The following is a 19754-nucleotide window of genomic DNA, read 5'->3' on the forward strand; positions in this document are numbered from 1 at the left end:
AAGTCACCTTTGGCTGTTGGCTGGTTGCAATGAGGCTAAAAAGGGGTAAATTTTTTTAGTAAAAGCGTCAAAATAAAATCAGACTTTGCTAAAAAAACTTTTAAGCGTTAATTTTTTAAACATTGAAGGTAGGGAGTTGTAGGGCGTGTCTTCAGCTGTTTTACTAAAAATGAAGATGAAGATGAAGCACACCCTACAAACATATTGTTTTAAGAAAAATTATTATTTCAAGACGAGTTAACGCGCACTCATCTCTGGTACTGGGCGCAGCTCTTCACCGGTATATTCCGCACTTGGGCGAATGATACGGTTATTGGCACGCTGTTCAAAAACGTGGGCCGCCCAGCCGGTTAGGCGCGAGCAGACAAATATTGGCGTGAACAGTTTGGTTGGAATACCCATAAAGTGATAGGCAGAGGCATGGAAGAAATCGGCGTTACAGAAGAGTTTTTTCTCACGCCACATCACTTCTTCACAGCGTACTGATACTGGGTATAGCACCTCATCACCAACGTCAGCAGCGAGCTTTTCCGCCCAGCCTTTAATAACGACGTTACGTGGGTCTGATTCGCTATAGATGGCATGACCAAAGCCCATGATTTTGTCTTTACGGGCCAGCATTGCCATCATCTCTTCTTCAGCTTCGTCGGCTGATGTAAAGCCTTCAATCATATCCATCGCCGCTTCATTGGCGCCGCCATGCAAGTGACCACGTAATGAGCCAATCGCGCCAGTGATACAAGAGTGGATATCAGATAGGGTAGACGCACACACGCGTGCGGTAAAGGTTGAGGCGTTAAACTCATGCTCAGCATAAAGAATGAGCGATACGTTCATAACTTTGGTATGCAGCTCGTTTGGTTTTTCACCTTTAAGCAGATGTAAGAAGTGACCGCCAATCGTATCATCATCGGTTTCGGTTTCGATACGCACATTGTCGTGGGTAAAGCGGTACCAGTAATTGATGATTGATGGGAATACCGCCAGCATGCGGTCGGTTTTATCGTTCTGTTGTGAGAAGTCAGTTTCCATCTCAAGGTTACCAAGCATTGAGCAGCCGGTACGCAATACATCCATCGGATGGGCGTCCGCAGGAATACGCTCAAGCACATCTTTTAATGCTTGAGGTAAGCCGCGTAAACCTTTCAATTTAGTCTGATAAGCATCAAGCTCACTTTGGGTTGGCAAGTTGCCATAAAGTAGCAAATAAGCCACTTCTTCAAAGACGCATTTATCGGCCAACTCTGACACATCATAACCACGATAGGTTAGACCTGAGCCTGATTTACCGACCGTCGATAGTGCCGTCTTGCCCGCGACCTGACCACGTAGACCTGCGCCTGACAATACTTTTGTTGATTGATTCTGTGCTGCCATGTTAAATTCCTTTTGTTGGTAGCTCTTTTTGAGTTAAAAAATAAAGATGACTAAAAGTGAATAAGCAAAACCAAAGGTAGATGATTTTGCTTATGGTTGACTTAATGCTTATTTACTATTGGCAAACAGCTTATCTAGCGTTTGCTCAAACTCATGATAGTTTAAGAAGTCATAAAGCTCCATACGGGTTTGCATGGTATCGACGACTTTTTCTTGCGTGCCATCATCAAGCAGATGCTGATAAACGTTTAATGCCGCTTTATTCATCGCACGAAACGCTGACAATGGATAAAGTACCATATCAACCCCAACTGCATATAACTGTTCGGTAGTATAAAGGTCGGTTTGACCAAACTCAGTCATATTGGCAAGGACTGGAATATCAAGTACATCGGTAAACTTACGGTACATCTCGATATCCGTCAATGCTTCGGCAAAAATCATATCAGCACCAGCTTCTTGGAAAGCAACCGCGCGCTCAACCGCTGCATCAAGACCTTCAACAGATAGGGCGTCTGTACGAGCCATGACCACAAAGTCTTTATCCGTTTTGGCATCAAGCGCCGCTTTTAGGCGATCAACCATCTCTGAGATGCTAACGATTTCTTTATTTGGGCGATGGCCACAGCGTTTTTGCGCTACTTGGTCTTCGATATGCACCGCTGCAACGCCGGCTTTTTCCATTTTCTTAATCGTTTGAGCGATATTAAATGCCCCACCAAAACCGGTGTCGATATCGACCAATAACGGCGTATCCACCGCATCGGTAATACGGCGCGCATCTTCTAAGACGTTATCAAGGCTGGTCATACCCAAATCAGGCAGACCAAATGAGGCATTGGCCACGCCAGCACCAGAGAGGTATAACGCTTGATGACCGACTTGGGTTGCCATCATCGCCGTATAAGCATTAATCGCACCGGCAATCTGTAGTGGTTGGTTATTATCGTTTTTTTGTTTCATTGCACTGCGAAAGCGAGCGCCAGCTGATGAGGTCATGTCGTAGTCCTTACGTGGAGGGATAATCTTATCGATATGATGAAGAAGGATGAGATTGTTGTGCTTGATTATACCCAATTATCCATGACTGCAAAGCGGTGTTTCTCAAGCTTATATTAAATTTACTTTAAACAGTGATTACTTATATTAAATATATTCAATTGTAGAATAGTAATATCCATTTTTTAAACCTTTATCATAATAGTTATTCATATTACTAAAGTCGTCATCTTTACCATATTAATTAATTTACATTTAGTTACAAATAGCTGGGTTTTTTGTCAGTCAACTCTTAAAAAAAATAATCACTTAACAATAAAAAGCCCTCATAGCAGGGCTAAAAGGGCTTTTTTTACTTCTATCATAAAATCTTAATGGTAAATATTGTTTAACCAATAAATCCTGCAAGGTTAGCAAGGAACAAGAGCGCAAAACCTGCCAAGAATATCAGACCTGCAATGGATAAAGCGTTCATACCCATTGATAGTTTTTTATGGTTTTTAACCAATGAATAATTAAGCCAACCAAAAATAGGCGCCGAGACAAACGCCGATATCATCGCAAACTTAAGCATCACCCCTAATTGTCCGGTAAAGAAAGTGATAATCACCAATCCGCCACCAATCGCATAAGTGGTCCAAAAAGCGATTTGTTTTTTATTAATCTCACTTTGACCTTTAATCAAACGCCAGCATTCGGCATTGGCGCGGCCGTAACCATCAGCGCAGGTAATCGTGGTGCCAAACATGCACATAAAGGCGACGAAGGCGACCAGTAGGCGTGACCATTCGCCAATGGTGGCGGTATACATGTTAATCAGCTGATTGATATAAGCGCCGCCGACCAGTTCAATCTCTTGACCCGAGCCATATTGTACGAACACACCTAACGCTAAGAAAAACAGGGCTAAAATAGCCGACACTGCGTAACCAACGTTAAAGTCTAACAAACCTTGGCGGTGAGTGGTGTTGTCGGTTTTTCTTTTGGCTGACGTCCACATCGAAGTAATCGCTGCAAACTCAAGTGGCGCTGGCATCCAGCCCATCAGTGCGACAATGAAACCCAAGGTCGCAAGATTCCAAGGAGATGCGGCGACAAAATCTGTCACCATAACAGTTGGCTTGCCAGCGGCAATGACCACCGCGGCGACCGTTGCTGTGGTCAGGGCAATCATAATCCACTTGGTCACGCCATCGAGCAGCTTATAGTGACCAGCAATCAAGAAGAACCATGATACTGCTACGATAATCATCGACAAGCTCATGGTTGAGAGCTGAACAGAGGCGGGCAGCATAAAGCCTAAGATAACCGCTGCTATTAGGGACACCGCACCCGTACTAATCACCGCTGATAGGATGGAGAGAATAAAGTAAATCCAAAGATAGGCCTTTGAGCGTTTGGCATAGCCTGCGATCAAACTCTCGCCCGTATCATAAACATAATCGGTGCCGAAGCGAAAAAACGGATACTTAAAGACGTTGGCTAAAATAATCATAATCGCCAGCTGCCAGCCATATAGCGCGCCCGCCTGCGTCGATGAAATCAGATGCGAGCCACCGATAGCAGCAGTCGCCATTAATATACCGGGGCCAAAAATCCGCCAGCTAAATCCTTCTTGCTGGGGAACAGCGTACCCAGTTGCGCCATCGTCGGTGGCGCTTGGAGTGTTGAGTGGTTGTGTGGTCATGAATACCTCGAAATGGTTAAAACGGCAAAACATCACTTACCTGTGTCAGTTTGCCAGTGATCATGAGAGAAATGGTTTATACGATATATATAGCAGTTAAACTATAAATATAAAACGATTCATCTTGTATCGACTTTAGCATACTGCTGCTGAGCAAGATAAGGATTATTTTAATTATTATTACTAATAGTTTGCATACCTATTCTTGATGGTTAGCATGATAGTTTATGAATATCAAGGGTTAGCGCCAATTTTTTTGCCGGTTCTTTATACCACAATATGCTGCCGATAGCTGCCATTTCGCACGATTTAAAGCGCTTCGACGTACTTTAATACTCTTTACCCTTGCGAGGTAAAACTTTGCTTGCGATAAGTGATACCGCGGCGCTCATAGACTTGATAAATCGCGCTAAGTAAGTCGGGGATTTTTGGATGGATAAAGTCTTTAAGTGTATGCAGGTAGATAGGAGAGGTAGCATTTTCATGCAATAGGCGACGATAGACGATTTGCTCAGTACGCACCGTTTTTAGGCTGGCAGGGACTAAAGTAATGCCTTCGCCCGCGGCAACCAAACCGAGCGCCACTTGTAAATCACTGACGGTGGTGGTCATAAATGGTGAAATACCATATTGGGCAAATAAATGCAGCAAAGGCTCAGTGACTGGCTCAAAAGAAGGCTGATCGTTAGAAGACTTAATAGGTATCGCGGTCGTCGAAATAGGCAGATGGGTTTGATGGTATAAAATCAAGCGGTTATTTGCCAAGTCAATCAGACGCTGCTCATCGCTATCGGCGAGCGGATGTGCTTTAGGCAGTGCTACCAGATAACGCTCATGCCGCAATAGTATTTGCTGAATCCACGGATCTTGATGCGCAAAACGCCCAAAGCCAATATCAATATCACCGCTTTTTAAGGCGTGAATTTGCTGATAGGAACTGATGTCCTTGAGATTGACCTCAATATCAGGATGAGACTGCTTTAGCTTGGCGATAACCTCAGGTAATAGCCCGTACAGCACCGATGGTACAAAGCCAATATTTAAAGCCGCACTTGGCGCCGATAAGCGCTGGGTCATACTGGTGACGGTATCAATCTCTGTCAGAATGGTGCTGATTTTATCGTAAAAAAACGCGCCCGCTTCGGTCAGGTGGAGCGGTCTATGATAGCGGTCGATTAATTCTACGCCCATATCGGTTTCAAGTTGCTTGAGCAAACGGCTGAGCGTTGGCTGTGACAATCCCGTCTTGCTAGCAGCCGCGCTAAAGCTTTTAAGATCAGCGATAGCGATAAAGGCCTTGAGCTGTTTTAGATCCATATGATGATACTCACTTATTTATGACGCTCATTTAATCAGATATGTTAGCTATTTTAGGCATATAGCAGCGACCCAGCTAAAATTATACTTGAAGGATAGGGAGTGACACACTATATTGTGTGGCAACGATAGTGTTACAATTTAGCAAACAATTGATGTAAATTAGTTATATAGATAAAACGTAAAAAATCATTTATACCTTAATTTTAGCAATCATCTAATTTTTGTGGCATTCACTGTTCTGGTATCTCTTCATGAGCGACAAAAAAAGCAAGAAAAGCACTGATCTAGAGGCAAATTTGGCTAAAATCGCTAATGCTAAGCCGCGTAGACGCTCGCGTAAAAACGATATCTATGAGCGCTTTATCACGCGTGTCGAAAATGTGGACAGCAATGACAATGAAGATGGCGAACAAGCCAGTAGTATTAGCGGCAACGGCAACGGCAGGCTCGCACCGCTAAAAAACGCTGATAAACTGTCCTCATACGAGCCTTTGAGCGCAGCAGAGCTAGAATTGTTCGCCAGCCAGCAAGAGGATTGGCAACCAGAGAGCAGCCTACAGCGAACGAGCAGTAAAAGTACCGGCGTTCATTTGAATTTCTTTGATGAAGATGAGCGTCTAGAGGTAAGTGGTACAGCAAGCAATGAAGCTGACCTACCTCATGATGCTATGGTAAAAGAAAAAGCCTCCTTTTCCAGTACAGACTCTTTAGATGATGCCAAGCACATTTCTAAAAACCATTCTAAAAACGATGAAAACATTCAAGATCATGATTCTAAAAGTACTAATGAGAACATAGATAACGACGGTTTGGTAGTACAAAGTCCAACCGCATTTACCCTCTCAAAAAATAAAAAGCTGGCAAGTAGCAAAAAACCGCTCATTATTGGCATGATAGTGGGCTCATTATTCATTGCTGCGGTGGTACTAGCCCTTATCTTTACGGGGGTCTTATCAACGTCAACCACAGCGCCTGAACCTGAACCTAAATCTAAGGTGGCAGCGTCTGATAACGCTGGCACGACAAACAGTAGTAATAACAGCGATAATAATACCGCAAATGCAACAAATACTTCGAATGATGCCAGCAAGCAACAGCCTGTAAATACTCAGCCTCAGGTGGTAAATACCGACAACAAAGACGTTAATCGTAAACCAGCCGCCGCTATCGATGATTCAGAAAATGAATCGGCATCTGAGCCAGCCATTACATACGAGGACTTTAGAGAAGAGTCACAAAGTACCTTGTATCGTGAGACCAACGATTAAGCTGTGATAATAATGATTTTGAGCAACGAGCTTGTGTTTTGATACCGTTTATCTGTTAATTCTTACGCTCATTCCAAAAATCATTGCATCGTGTCATAGGTTACGTATCATCATATAAAGACGCGGATATATACCGCTCATCATATATATGGATACGGTACTGACTTATGAACCCCTCAAGTAATGACGGAAATCCTGATATCGCTAATAAGCTGCCTAGCAGTAGCCTTAACAGTGATGATGTTATCTTGAATATCGAGGGTCGAAAGCGTATGCGTCGGCCCTATGAGCGCTACATGCAGCAGCAAGATAAGCAAAAAGCGTTAGAAAATTCTGCAGCGGATGCGACTATGGTACATAAGCTACATAAGCAGAGCGAGAACCATCAATCCTTAGATATCATTCATTCTAACGAAACAGTCACAGCTCACCAATCAACCTCTCCATTTTACGCTGACACGGCTAAATCTACAAAGAAACCTAAAAAGAGTAGGTCGCTTAATTATGCCAAGTTTCTCAGTGTCATGGCTATCTTTTGCGCTGTCTTCTTGCTTGCCGTATTTGCCTTCAATTACTTACTCTCAAAAAATTCTCAGGTACCATTAGGAGTTAACAGCACGTCAGTTGCTCAGAATAGGGCATCTGCCAAGCAAATGAATACAAACTTAGCAACCGACCCTAATTCTATTCCTACTTTCATTTCACCACGAGATGAGACAAAAAATGAAAGGCAAAATGGTGATGAGCAAATCAATAATATGAAGGCTATAAAAGTTAAAACAGCACTTAGTGAGCATGATTTTAGATAAGAGGCGCAGAATACCTTATTCCGTGACTCAGAGAAACAGGCTAGCCAGAAACCTGACATTACCACTCAGACAGAAATGAATCCACAGGATTTTAAAGCAGAAGCTAAGAGTATCTTGTATCGGGATGAGACTAAAGCAGGTAATAATCTGAGAAGGTTTTAATTTCAAAGCCTATCTCAGATTATTATGCAATCTTGAATATTATATCAACCACTGTCTATCAACTATTGAGTATTGACTAAAACAGATGTAAATGTAAACCAACAGCTTAGACAGCCTCTATTTCGAGTAGTGTCGTAGATGACGTTTCTAACTGCTCATATTTTATAATCACATCATTACCTTCAAAACTAATATCAAGCTCAACATCATAAGTAGCAAGCATTACACTGTTATCATCCAAGCACTGACCGGTAGCAATGTTAAAGCGCTGCTTATAAATAGGTGAAGCCACATACAACACCGCTTCATCAATACCACCATCGTTGGTAACAGTAGTACCACCCACTAACCCTCTAGATAATACATTGGCCTGACTAAAGGGATCATAGTTATCAAGCGCGAATAGTTTATTGTCTTTAGTACGAAAAATTGCTACTTGTTTGCCCTCTATTAGTGCGCAAACACCAGTTTCAGGGAGAATGTCTTCTAATCTACAAACTATATACTGGTTCATTGGATTATCCTTATTGGTGTATGATCGAAAGTTATTAAGCGGTGATTAAGACAGCTCAGTCGCTAGGATTTTAGCTTTTTCAATATCGGTCGCAGGGCGGATCTGCTCGCGCTCGGTGACAAAGACCACATTGTCATCTCCTTGTTCACTATTGACGAAGTGACGGAAGCGTTTGAGCTTTTCGCTATCGGTGATGGTGGCTTTCCACTCACACACATAGTTGTCGATCAGCAGTTGCATCTGCGCCTCTAGCTCATCAGCGATGCCTAAACTGTCTTCAACAATGACGGCTTGTAAATACGCCAATCCGCCATCTAAGCTCTCGCGCCATTTTGAGGTACGCTGGAGCTTATCTGCTGTTTTGATATAAAACATGATAATACGGTCGATGTATTTGATGACCGTATCGCTATCAAGATCAGTGGCAAACAATTCGCCATGACGCGGGGTCATACCGCCATTACCACAGACAAATAAATTCCAACCATTTTCGGTGGCGATAATACCAAAGTCCTTGCTTTGTGCCTCTGCACACTCGCGTGTACATCCAGACACGCCCATTTTTATCTTGTGCGGTGAACGCACGCCTTTATAGCGGTCTTCTAATCTTAGTGCTAAGCCGACACTGTCATCGACACCGTAGCGACACCAGTTATTACCCACGCAGGATTTAACCGTCCTTAACGACTTACCATAAGCGTGACCAGTCTCAAAACCGGCTTGCACCAACTGTGTCCAGATATCAGGTAGTTGGTCTAGACGTGCACCAAATAAATCCACGCGCTGACCACCCGTAATTTTGGTATATAGATTAAATTCTTTGGCGACTTGTCCAAGGATGATCAGCTTATCAGCAGTGATTTCACCACCCGGCACACGAGGTACGACCGAATAGGTGCCATCTTTTTGTATATTTCCCAGATAGTAGTCATTGCTGTCTTGCAACGATGTCAGTTCAGGCTTGAGCACATAATCATTCCAGCATGAGGCCAAGATGGAGGCGACCGTAGGTTTGCAAATCTCGCAGCCATGACCTTTACCATGCTCCTCCAGTAGCGCATCAAAAGTTCTAATACCATGAACACGAATCAAGCTATAGATCTCTTGACGGGTATAAGCAAAGTGCTCACATAAGTCGTTATTGACCTCAAAACCAAGGGTCGTTAACTGGTAGCTTAAAGTGTCTTTCACCATAGGAGCACAGCCACCACAGCCTGTACCTGCACTGGTACAAGACTTTACTTCGGCAATGGAGTACGCACCGTTCTCAACCGCCGTGCAAATATCGCCTTTGGTGACGTTGTAGCATGAGCAAATCGTAGCGCTATCCGGTAAGTTCTCTATACCCATTGCTGGTTTTTCAACGTTCGGTAAAATCAAGCTCTCAGGATGGGCAGGCAAGTCGACATCATTGAGGTATAGCTGTAATAGATTGTTATAGTCTTCGGTATCACCGACCAATACCGCGCCAAGCAAGCGCTTGTTATCAGGCGTTGTGACCAGTTTTTTATAGATGCCTGTCGCAGGATTTTGATATAAATAGCTCAAGCTGTCTGCGCTTTTGCCATGTGCGTCACCGATACTGCCTACATCCACGCCCATCAGTTTGAGCTTGGTGCTCATATCAGCGCCTGTAAAGGTTTGCGTTTGTTCTCCGGCAATTTGCGCCGCACAAATATTCGCCATGCTATAACCAGGTGCCACTAAGCCAAATACTTGATTATCCCATACCGCGCATTCGCCAATAGCATACACATGTTTGGACGTGGTACGGCACTGCTCATTAATTACAATACCGCCGCGCGCACCCATTTCAATAGCGCACTTAGGGTTGTTTTTGATAATGCCGTCTTGTGGACGAATACCGGCACTAAAGACGATCATATCGGTATCAAGCGAGGTGTCATCGGTGAATTGCATGGTCAGCTGGCACGGGTTCTCATTAAAGGTGCTCAGGTTTTTATGTATGGCGTCGGTATTATCAATAATGGCTTGGGTGTTTTTACCGGTCAATACTTTGACGCCAAGCGCTTCAATTTTTCGTTTCAAAATATCGCCGCCAGCCGCATCAAGCTGTACGCCCATCAACTGCGGGGCAAACTCTACCACATAAGTCTCTAATCCTAAGGTGACCAGTGCTTTTGCCGCTTCAAGCCCGAGTAGTCCTCCACCCACGACCACGCCTCTTTTTACTTTGGGCTGCTCAGCAATGGCAAGAATGTCGTCCAAATCAGCAATGGTGCGATACACATGACAGTGTCGATGCTCTCGTCCTGGAATCGGTGGCACAAACGGATATGAGCCTGTTGCCAGTACCAGCTCACTATATTCAATTTTCTCGCCAGCTTTAGTGGTGATGTATTGATTGGTGGTGTCGATATCTACAATACATTGATTCAAATGCAGCTGAATCTGGGCTGATTCATAGGTGCTCAAATCAACCAAGTTGAGTTTGCTGACATCTTTATGCTCAAAGTAGCTCGATAAATACACCCGATCGTAAGCAGGACGGTTTTCTTCAGCAAACACATGAATTTCAAACTGCTCATGCAAGCCTTTTTCTATGGCGCGCTCAATAAAATGATGCCCAACCATACCGTTGCCAATCACTACCAACTTAGTTTTACCTGCCTTACTCACTATAGTGCTACTCATGTGATTATCCTTAGTCATGCGTTTATCTAAATAGTGCTTACAGCAATTACACCTTCAATAACTGTGCCAAGCACCGTTATATAGCACCATATTTCTAAGCGAAAGGCTGATTACTACAGAAGAAAGCCTGTGTCAATGACAGTATCTTTCTAAGGCAGCGTGGTATTTTCGAGTATATGAATAGGCATGATAAATAAGACAGTCTTCGCTCATTGAATGTGAGGGTATAAAAAATAGATGCACCAAAATAGATAAAACTATGCACCAATTTGTTTGTTTTTATAGCAGTGAGGATTTTAAATTTATCTCGATAAAGTTAGTATTTTCATATAGCTATTAGAGTATGAGTAATTTATCCAAGCTACTTGGATGTCATCTATAGCAACGTATAGACGCTTTTATCAAAGGTAAATTTTATCTTCACAACACGGCTCATAGCGGCAGCTGGCACAGCCATTGCACCCCCTTAAATGCTCTAACAGGTTAGCTCGTTCAATACAATATGTTCTTCGACTTTCCCTGTTGGCCCTAAATTTCACTATTTAAGGAAACCGCTTATGTCGTCATCGCCATCACCGAGCCCTACTGCACCAAATAAAAACAAGCTTAATATCCTCTCCTTTACTGGTAAGAATAAGATACTCCATCTTGGATGGATGGCTTTTTTTCTGACCTTTTTTGTATGGTTTAACCACGCACCATTCTTATCTGCCATCGGTGAGACCTTGAGCTTGACCAAAGACCAAGTCAAAACCTTGTTGATATTAAACGTTGCTTTGACTATTCCCGCTCGAGTCATTATTGGCATGCTGACCGATCGTTTTGGTCCGCGCCTCGTCTATACCGCCATTTTGGCTATTGGAGCGATTCCCTGTTTTACCTTTGCCTTTGCGCAAGATTACAACACGCTGGCATTGTCTCGTTTCTTTTTGGGCTTTGTGGGCGCAGGGTTTGTGGTGGGCATTCGTCTCATGAGTGATTGGTTCCCTGCAAGCGAGTTGGGTACGGCTGAAGGTATTTATGGCGGTTGGGGTAATTTTGGTTCTGCTGCTGCGGCCTTGCTGTTGCCAACAGTAGCTATTATTGCTGCGGCTATGTTTGGTGGCGATGAAGGATGGCGTTATGCGACGGCCACCTCTGGGGTGGTGATGATGCTCTATAGTGTGATTTTTTATAAGATGGTACGTGATACTCCCAAGGGTGCCACGTATTTTAAACCCAAAAAATCTGGTGCCATGATGGTAACCTCAACAGGCGACTTTTGGCTAATGATGACGTTTAAGCTGCCAATGTATTTGGCGTTAGCGCTTCTGGCATGGAAGCTATCACCTGCTGGCGTCAGCTTACTCAGTCAGTCGAGTGTCAATATCGTCTACATCGGATTGGTTGTTTTATATATTTATGAGTTCGTCAGTAGCTATCGTTTTAATAAAGAGGTGTTTACGACTCCTGTGCCAAAAGCGCATCAATATGATTTTAAGCAGGTCGGCATCCTAAATGTTTTATACTTTGCGACCTTTGGCTCAGAGCTTGCCGTGGTGTCTATGTTGCCACTTTTTTATCAAGAGACATTTAACCTATCGATTGTGATGGCAGGGGTTTTGGCCTCAAGCTATGCATTTATGAATTTAATGTCGCGACCGGGCGGCGGTTGGCTCAGTGATAAGTTTGGGCGCAAAATCACGCTGTTGATTTTGACAGCAGGCTTAGCCGTTGGTTATCTATTAATGGGCATCGTTGATTCAACATGGCCGATTGCCTTGGCACTATTCATCACAATGTTTTGCTCGTTCTTTGTGCAGGCGGGTGAAGGCGCTGTATTTGCTGTCATTCCACTGATCAAGCGTAGCATGACCGGACAATTTGCTGGCATGACTGGTGCTTATGGGAATGTTGGTTCAGTTGTTTATTTAACTGTATTGAGTCTGGTCTCTTATCAGGTGTTCTTTATGGTGATTGCAGCGACCGCCGTCATTGGCTTCTTTGCGCTGTTCTTTTTAAAAGAACCTGAAGGTGTCATCATCGAAGAGATGCCTGATGGTAGTTTTGCCCAAATACAAGTGAGCTAAATATGCAAATGAATGAGGCGCTGTGGCAGCTTGATTTTCATAGCATGCAAGGGCGGAAATCCGAGAATCAAGACAGCTTGCTAATCACAACCTGCTTACCATATGACAAGCTTGCCGCATCTGCACCTTTATTGGTGCTGATGGCAGACGGCGTCAGTGCCTGTCAGTTTCCCAAACAAGCCAGTCAATTGGTGGTCAATACTGTCGCGCACCATCTTACCTTAGCACTCAAAAATAAGGCACTTCAAGAAATGGTATTGGCAGAAAACCAAGCGCAATCAGCCAATAAAACACAGGCCAATGGTCAAGAAACATCCATAGACTTTGACGACCATCAAATTGCAATATTGATTCGGGAGGCGGTCCATAAAGCCAACGATGCCCTCTATTTCCCGCAAGTCTATGAGCGCGTGCCACCACTATTATCGACCTTGTCAGGCCTGCTATGTATCGGCGACCGTATTCATCTGTTTCATACAGGCGACTCACGTATTTACCGTATTGGTATTGATAGCATGGCAGTACTTACTAAAGACCATCGCATTCATCATGGGCAAGATAAAGGCGCGCTATCTGCCGCTATTGGCGCGGATACGATGGTCAATCTCCAGCAGTCAGTGTTTACCTTGCATCAAAATGAGTGTTTAGCCTTGATGACCGATGGTGTTTATGAGTCTATTGCAGCGCCCGAGCTTCAGTTCGAGTTATGTACAGCAGTAAAGGCGCTATGTCATCCGAATCAGACGATAGATACGTCGGAGCATAGCTCTATTGACTGGGCGATGAATAGTCTTAGTGTCAGCCAAAGCATATGCCAGCAAGCGTTTAATGAGGGCAGTCATGACAACTTAAGTATGATAATGCTGGGTATGAATATACAAGCACGCCATAAGCAGACGTTTAATGAGCAGAATTCTAGGTCAGGCGAAAGTGCTCATACTAAGGACAATAGTGATTATGAAAACCCTAGCCTTCATGATATCCATCGTTATCAGTTGTTAACGGGGTTGGAAGTTGGGGCGCGGATTGATGGTTTTATCGTCAAGCATATTATAGCCCGCACTGCTCGTAGCGAAGTATATCTAGTAGAAGATGAAAACCATCATCCATTTGTATTAAAGTCACCAAGTCTTAGTGCTATTGCCGATGGTCATTATCTGCGCGAATTTTTAAAGGAGCGTAAAATCGGCCTAAGCTTATCTAAGCACAGACGGGCAGGCGAGCCTGCCTATAATCAAGCGGATCCTAACACCCTATCTATCGACCGAAACTTTACAGACATCACAGACATCAGCGGCATAAAACCCTATATAGACGCGAGCTCAGCGCTTAGCTCATCAGGGTTGCTGCGCTATTACCCCATACCAGCCAGCAGTACATATCTATATTATCTGACCGAATATATTGAAGGTGGGAGTCTAAGAGATTTCATGGATCGTCATGCGCCTTGTGATGTGTGGCAGACCTATGACTTACTCACCAAGATTGGTATGGCGGTTCGGGTGATGCATCGAAACTATCTATTACATCAAGATATCAAGCCTGAAAATATACTACTGACACCGTCAGGTGCGGTCAAATTGATAGATTTCGGTTCAGCCAGCTCATCTATACTCAAAGACAGTACGCGACCTCCCAATGGGGATTTGCACTACGTTGCACCAGAATATTACACCGATGCACCAAAAGGTGTGCACTCTGATTTATTTTCCATAGCTGTGATTGGCTATGAATTGCTAACAGGTGAGCTGCCATTTAGCTCACAAGCGTTAATGCATTCACATCAGGAAAATCATACATTGACCCTACCTACTGAGTTATTACGTCAGCACCGTGTACCCGCTGCCAGCCAGCAAGCATTAATGCGTGCGCTGCATTCTAATCCCCGCGCTCGCTATCAAGCGATTGGCGAGTTCTTACAAGATTTTAACCCTGACAATCACAATCCTAACCATATTAGCGACCCTGAGCCGCTCATCATACGCAGTCCATTACTGGTATGGCATAGCATTTGCTTTATCCAGTTTATAATTATTTTTTCGCTGTTGGCTTATTTTTTATAAGTTCAGTCTCAGCACAAAAAATGATATGACACGCCATTAATTAATGCTGCGCGTTGCGGCTAAGGGATTTTTTGCTCATGTCATCAGATAGATCAAAATTAACAATACAGACAACGTCTTATGCTCATTTAAATGCGGGTATTGTCATTATTGGTGCTGGCATGGCAGGCAGCCGTTTTGCCATTGAGTTGGCACGTGCGCGCCAACAAAGTCAGTCGTCAAATAATCAAAGGTTATTACCGATTATCCTTATCAGTAAAGAGCCGGAGGTCGGCTACAACCGCATTATGCTATCACCAGTACTGGCAGGAGATAGTGCCTTTGACGATACTTATTTATACCAGCAATCAGATTATGAACAGTTGGGTATTATTGTCTTAGCAGGGACTGCTGTTACCGCTGTGGACACCAAGCAACAGTCTATTGAGCTGGATAGTGGACAGACGCTGGTTTATGCCAAGCTGGTTATCGCTACGGGTTCGAGCGCTCGAGTCATACCTTTTCCCAATCATGATGCGACAGGCGTACATGTGTTCCGAGAGGTAGCTGATGTTAATGCTTTAATTGAATACGCGAATCAAGGGAAAAAAGGTTTGGTGATTGGCGGCGGTGTCTTAGGATTAGAAGCCGCTTGTGCGCTAGCTTCCCAAGGGGCAGACATGACGGTCGTTCATGTAGATAGCTATGTTCTTAACAGGCAGCTTGACTTACCGGCTGCCCAGCTATTGCAAGCTGAACTGGCTCGTCGGGGCGTAGCTGTGGAGGTCTCTGCTATTACTGATTGTATTATGGTCAATGACCAGCATGAAGTGGCGGGGTTATCACTGAAAGATGGACGTATCTTGCCAGCAAATTTTATCGTGATGGCAGTAGGGGTGATGCCTAATATAGCACTGGCGAGAGACTGTGGTCTTGAGGTCAACCGAGGCATCCTTGTAGATAACTTTATGCATACGAGCTGTCCTCATGTCTATGCAGTTGGCGAATGCGTAGAGTTGGATGGTGAGCTATTCGGTATGGTGGCACCTGTTAATCAGCAAGTGGATGCCTTAGTCTCTGTGCTAAAAGACACTCTACTATCGGGCGACAGCTTAGGTTCTAAAGAGAACTGGCAGCCTTTTCGCAGTACACCGCTGTCCTTAAAGCTAAAAGTATCTGGCATCAGTGCTTTTTCAGCAGGGCAAGTCGACTTTGAAGAGGAGGAAGCGGCAGCTATCGAAACCATTACTTATCAGCAAACCAGTATAAATCACTATCATTGCCTTTACCTTAGAAACAATAAACTGATCGGCGCTGTACTCTACGGTGAGGTCAATGAGGGCAGTTTCTATAGCCAGCTGATCAACAGCAATAGTGATATCGCGCCTATAAAAGCGGATTTAATATTTGGCGAGGCTTACTGTGATTTGGAGAAGGTAACGACAGATAGTGAGGCTAACGGAGACATGGATAACGATAGCGATCTGGATTTATTAAGCGCAGCAGACATAGTAGGAGCGGCGTCATGAGTGAAGTGATCTTGAGTAATAAACCGAATGCTAGTCAAGAATTAGAAAGTCGTATACGTCGATCTAATAACAAATCTGATGACATGATCAATCCTTCAAAAACGGCTCTTATTGCCACTTATACTGAAGAAATGACATCCACCATACGCACCACTTGTCCTTACTGCGGGGTAGGGTGTGGCGTCTTAGCCAGTGTCGATGCGATAGGGGTAGTGAGCGTAAAAGGAGATCCTGAACATCCTGCTAACTTTGGTAAACTATGCTCAAAGGGCAGTGCGCTGGCACAAACCTTAGGCAGCGAGCGCCGCTTAACTGAGCCTTATTATCAAAATAAACTAGCATCGATGGCACAACAGCAACCCATAACTTACCACTCTCATGCTTATAGCGCTACCGCAGCACTGAACAATCTAGCCTCTACCGTGCCGACCGATTGGAATAGTGTTCTAGATGATATCGCTACTCGCTTAAATGAAACTATCACCAAGCACGGTCGCGACAGCATTATGTTCTATGTCTCAGGGCAGCTGCTCACTGAGGATTACTACGTTGCCAATAAGTTTATAAAAGGCTTTATCGGTAATAATAATATCGACTCCAACTCACGACTGTGTATGTCATCGGCGGTAGCAGGACACAAACGTGCCTTTGGCGCAGATTTAGTCCTCGGTAATTATGAGGACTTAGAGGCCTGCGATTTATTGGTGCTGGTGGGCTCAAACATGGCATGGTGTCACCCTATTTTGTTTGGACGCTTTTTGGCCGCCAAAAAGGCTGATCCCAGTAAAAAACTGATTGCCATTGACCCACGTCGTACCGATTCCTGTGAGTTTGCCGATTTGCATCTACCGATAGCAGCGGGCACCGATACGCATTTATACAATGGTTTATTACATTATCTTAGCGAACACAGCTGCGCTGATATAGGTTATATCGAGCATGGTCATGGTGTTGATGATGCTTTAGCGGCAGCCAACGTCTGGAGCATTGAAAAAGTTGCTCAAGCTTGCCAAGTCAGTATCGACAGTATCCTTGAATTTTATCAGCTAGTCGCAGCTCATGACAAAACAGTAACTGCGTTTAGTATGGGCGTCAACCAGTCAAAGAGTGGCACTGATAAGGTTAATGCCATTATCAACACCCATCTGCTTACGGGACGAGTGGGCAAACCGGGTGCCAGTCCTTTTTCACTCACTGGTCAGCCAAATGCTATGGGCGGTCGAGAAGTAGGCGCGCTGGCTAATTTGCTGGCGGCACATTTAGATTTGAGTAATAGTGTTCATCGTCAACTGGTGGCTGACTTTTGGCAGGCACCTCAGCCTATTACTGCAGAAGTAGGCGTCAAAGCGTGCGATGCTGCCGATGCTATCTTAGATGGGCGGATTAAAGCCATTTGGGTTATGGCAACCAATCCGGTCGTGAGCTTACCTGACGCGGATAAATTTCGCCATGCATTAGCGGCTTGTGACTTGGTCATTGTCTCTGACTGCTCGGTAGACAGTGATACGGTTAAGTGCGCAGATATTGTATTACCTGCCCAAGGTTGGGGTGAAAAGTCAGGCACAGTCACCAATTCTGAGCGACGAATATCAAGACAACGCGCTGTAAAGCCTGCACTCGGTCTTGCCAAACCTGATTGGTGGATACTCTCGCAAGTGGCGAGGCGTATGGGGCTATCAGGGTTTGATTATGATCATCCTAGTGAGATATTTAATGAGTACGTGGCGCTCACTGCTTTTAAGAACAACCCTAGTCAATCAGCATCAAAAAACAATCAACCGCGCTATCTCAATTTGGCTAAAGACTTACCAATGCCAGTTCTAAGTCGCGCTGACTATGAGGTAATACCCCCCTTTCAGTGGGGTGGCGCGCGTATTACACCCACTCAAGTAAACCTCATTGCTATTACGCCTTCAGATAGTGCTAGCCTGCCTAATTTTCATCACTTCCATCAACATCAACGTCGGCAAAACTCGAATAAGAGCGATGTTAAGAATAGAGATAAGCGGCATAACACTGACTTCGACCCCTCAACCGTGAATCTACGCCTGATTACGGGCAGAATACGAGATCAGTGGCATACCATGACACGCACAGGGCTGTCGCCACAGCTCAATCAACATGAATCTGTGCCGACGCTGACTGTCCATCCTAATGAAGCCAAACAACTCGGTGTTGAAAAGGGCGACTATGTGCAGCTACATTCTCGCTATGAGCAGATCCTGCCGAATAGTGAGGCAACAACTATTGATACGAATAATGTTAGTAAAAATGCCGATACAGATAATGAGAATATCGAGCAAACGGTTTTAGCGCAAATCGCCATCAGTGATAGTATGCGTGTTGGTGATGCCTTTATGCCCATACACTGGAGTAATGCCTTTGCTAGCTTTGCACGGGTAGGGACGCTCATCCCGACATTTGTAGATCAATATTCAGGACAGCCTGAGCTAAAAAACTCAGCGATTCGCATGAGCGCCGTGCCTATGCAGACACTTGGCAAGATTATGGTGCATCCTGATTTGCAGGACACCATATTAGTGCACTTGCGTGCGATGACTGCTCATTTTAAGAAGAAAGCAATAGCGGGTGAGTCGCAAACAGCGTCTACAAATTTTGAGTTAAATGGTGCATGTTCGTCTCTCTCACTACCAGCGCTGACATGGAGTATCAGCAGGCAAGCCAATAGTGTGCTCATTACTCTTGCCAGCCCAGCCGAGCGCACAGCTAGGCAGTTGCTTGACCCTAAATTTTGGCAGCAGTTTATCGATGACTATCAAAAGTCTGTATCAGAAAGATTGTTGATTGACAATGCTGACGATACTCTGACGGTTAATAGCGCTTTCACCTTGAGTAAACCAGAGAAGCAACTACGCTTTATCTCGACTCAGTCGGAGGTGAGGAGTGAGGCGTTAGACCATATACCAAGTCCTTTAGACTCTGCTATGCCGAGTGATCAGCTGCTATTAGCCATTTATTTTGCACCAAAAGTGATGTATTTGCCTAGTACACATTGGCTTGACATCTGCTTTGCCAGTACCGATGCCATACCAGTACAGCAGCGTTATAAATGGTTGCTGGCAGGCCGTCCAGCTACCGGCTATATCGATCCAGGTCCGTTGGTGTGCTCTTGCATGGCAGTCGGAGAAAACATTATTGTCAATGCAATCGCCAAGCAGCAGTGTCATAGCGCACAAGCAGTGGGCGAAGCGTGCCGTGCTGGTACCAATTGCGGCTCGTGTGTGGGTCAAATCAATGCGCTTATTGAGGAGTATGCGTCATAGCTGTCTTATAACTTCCTTATAGCCGCCTTATGAAATACA

At 44.5% G+C, this 19754-nt stretch carries 12 protein-coding genes; 6 read left to right on the forward strand and 6 right to left on the reverse strand.

Annotated elements, in window-relative coordinates; translation table 11 throughout:
• Positions 1 to 237: 237 nt before the first annotated feature.
• From prpC to JMX70_RS06835, 4 genes are all read right to left on the reverse strand, one after another.
• Positions 238 to 1377 (reverse strand): bifunctional 2-methylcitrate synthase/citrate synthase, encoded by a 1140-nt coding sequence (gene prpC, locus JMX70_RS06820; RefSeq protein ID WP_198328868.1) that lies wholly within the window; start codon positions 1375 to 1377, stop codon positions 238 to 240.
• A gap of 108 nt (positions 1378 to 1485) precedes the next feature.
• On the reverse strand, positions 1486 to 2376 hold the full coding sequence (prpB, locus tag JMX70_RS06825; protein ID WP_201590738.1) for a methylisocitrate lyase: 891 nt from the start codon (positions 2374 to 2376) through the stop codon (positions 1486 to 1488).
• Between the two features lie 388 nt (positions 2377 to 2764).
• Positions 2765 to 4063 carry an NRAMP family divalent metal transporter gene (locus JMX70_RS06830; RefSeq protein WP_404814810.1) on the reverse strand — a complete coding sequence of 433 codons (1299 nt, stop codon included), beginning with the start codon at positions 4061 to 4063 and terminating at the stop codon, positions 2765 to 2767.
• Positions 4064 to 4402: 339 nt separating this feature from the next.
• Positions 4403 to 5380, reverse strand: coding sequence for a LysR family transcriptional regulator (locus tag JMX70_RS06835; RefSeq protein WP_201590740.1), 978 nt, complete (start codon positions 5378 to 5380; stop codon positions 4403 to 4405).
• A gap of 254 nt (positions 5381 to 5634) precedes the next feature.
• Between JMX70_RS06835 and JMX70_RS06840 the strand changes: the two genes are divergently transcribed.
• Both JMX70_RS06840 and JMX70_RS06845 read left to right on the forward strand, forming a co-directional pair.
• Positions 5635 to 6651 (forward strand): hypothetical protein, encoded by a 1017-nt coding sequence (locus tag JMX70_RS06840; RefSeq protein ID WP_201590743.1) that lies wholly within the window; start codon positions 5635 to 5637, stop codon positions 6649 to 6651.
• A 167-nt stretch (positions 6652 to 6818) separates the two neighbouring features.
• The gene (locus JMX70_RS06845) at positions 6819 to 7460 is read left to right on the forward strand and encodes a hypothetical protein (protein ID WP_201590746.1); all 642 of its coding nucleotides are present in this window, start codon (positions 6819 to 6821) and stop codon (positions 7458 to 7460) included.
• A gap of 268 nt (positions 7461 to 7728) precedes the next feature.
• On the opposite strand, the gene nirD is transcribed toward JMX70_RS06845, so the two are convergent.
• Positions 7729 to 8136, reverse strand: a complete 408-nt coding sequence (nirD, locus tag JMX70_RS06850; protein WP_201590749.1) for a nitrite reductase small subunit NirD — start codon at positions 8134 to 8136, stop codon at positions 7729 to 7731.
• A 45-nt stretch (positions 8137 to 8181) separates the two neighbouring features.
• Positions 8182 to 10791, reverse strand: a complete 2610-nt coding sequence (gene nirB / locus JMX70_RS06855; protein WP_201590751.1) for a nitrite reductase large subunit NirB — start codon at positions 10789 to 10791, stop codon at positions 8182 to 8184.
• Positions 10792 to 11348: 557 nt separating this feature from the next.
• On the opposite strand from nirB, the gene JMX70_RS06860 reads away from it, so the two are divergent.
• The 4 genes from JMX70_RS06860 (at position 11349) to JMX70_RS06875 (ending at position 19715) form a co-directional block, all read left to right on the forward strand.
• Positions 11349 to 12860, forward strand: a complete 1512-nt coding sequence (locus JMX70_RS06860; RefSeq protein ID WP_201590753.1) for a NarK family nitrate/nitrite MFS transporter — start codon at positions 11349 to 11351, stop codon at positions 12858 to 12860.
• Between the two features lie 2 nt (positions 12861 to 12862).
• Positions 12863 to 14923, forward strand: a complete 2061-nt coding sequence (locus JMX70_RS06865; RefSeq protein ID WP_201590756.1) for a bifunctional protein-serine/threonine kinase/phosphatase — start codon at positions 12863 to 12865, stop codon at positions 14921 to 14923.
• Positions 14924 to 15000: 77 nt separating this feature from the next.
• Positions 15001 to 16431: an NAD(P)/FAD-dependent oxidoreductase gene (locus JMX70_RS06870; protein WP_201590759.1), complete on the forward strand. Its 1431-nt coding sequence runs from the start codon at positions 15001 to 15003 to the stop codon at positions 16429 to 16431.
• A complete protein-coding gene (locus JMX70_RS06875; protein ID WP_201590761.1) occupies positions 16428 to 19715 on the forward strand; it encodes a molybdopterin-dependent oxidoreductase in 3288 nt (1095 codons plus the stop codon). The genes JMX70_RS06870 and JMX70_RS06875 overlap by 4 nt, the downstream gene beginning before the upstream one ends.
• Positions 19716 to 19754 lie beyond the last annotated feature (39 nt).

Origin of the sequence: Psychrobacter pulmonis (assembly GCF_904846465.1) — a bacterium.
In the GTDB taxonomy this organism is placed as follows: Bacteria; Pseudomonadota; Gammaproteobacteria; order Pseudomonadales; family Moraxellaceae; genus Psychrobacter; species Psychrobacter faecalis.

Coding starts and splice junctions, on each gene's coding strand:
- JMX70_RS06870 (WP_201590759.1), top strand. CDS start 15,001: ATGTCATCAGATAGATCAAAATTAACAATACAGACAACGTCTTATGCT.
- prpB (WP_201590738.1), bottom strand. CDS start 2,376: ATGACCTCATCAGCTGGCGCTCGCTTTCGCAGTGCAATGAAACAAAAA.
- JMX70_RS06835 (WP_201590740.1), bottom strand. CDS start 5,380: ATGGATCTAAAACAGCTCAAGGCCTTTATCGCTATCGCTGATCTTAAA.
- prpC (WP_198328868.1), bottom strand. CDS start 1,377: ATGGCAGCACAGAATCAATCAACAAAAGTATTGTCAGGCGCAGGTCTA.
- JMX70_RS06865 (WP_201590756.1), top strand. CDS start 12,863: ATGCAAATGAATGAGGCGCTGTGGCAGCTTGATTTTCATAGCATGCAA.
- JMX70_RS06840 (WP_201590743.1), top strand. CDS start 5,635: ATGAGCGACAAAAAAAGCAAGAAAAGCACTGATCTAGAGGCAAATTTG.
- nirD (WP_201590749.1), bottom strand. CDS start 8,136: ATGAACCAGTATATAGTTTGTAGATTAGAAGACATTCTCCCTGAAACT.
- JMX70_RS06845 (WP_201590746.1), top strand. CDS start 6,819: ATGAACCCCTCAAGTAATGACGGAAATCCTGATATCGCTAATAAGCTG.
- nirB (WP_201590751.1), bottom strand. CDS start 10,791: ATGAGTAGCACTATAGTGAGTAAGGCAGGTAAAACTAAGTTGGTAGTG.
- JMX70_RS06860 (WP_201590753.1), top strand. CDS start 11,349: ATGTCGTCATCGCCATCACCGAGCCCTACTGCACCAAATAAAAACAAG.
- JMX70_RS06830 (WP_404814810.1), bottom strand. CDS start 4,063: ATGACCACACAACCACTCAACACTCCAAGCGCCACCGACGATGGCGCA.
- JMX70_RS06875 (WP_201590761.1), top strand. CDS start 16,428: ATGAGTGAAGTGATCTTGAGTAATAAACCGAATGCTAGTCAAGAATTA.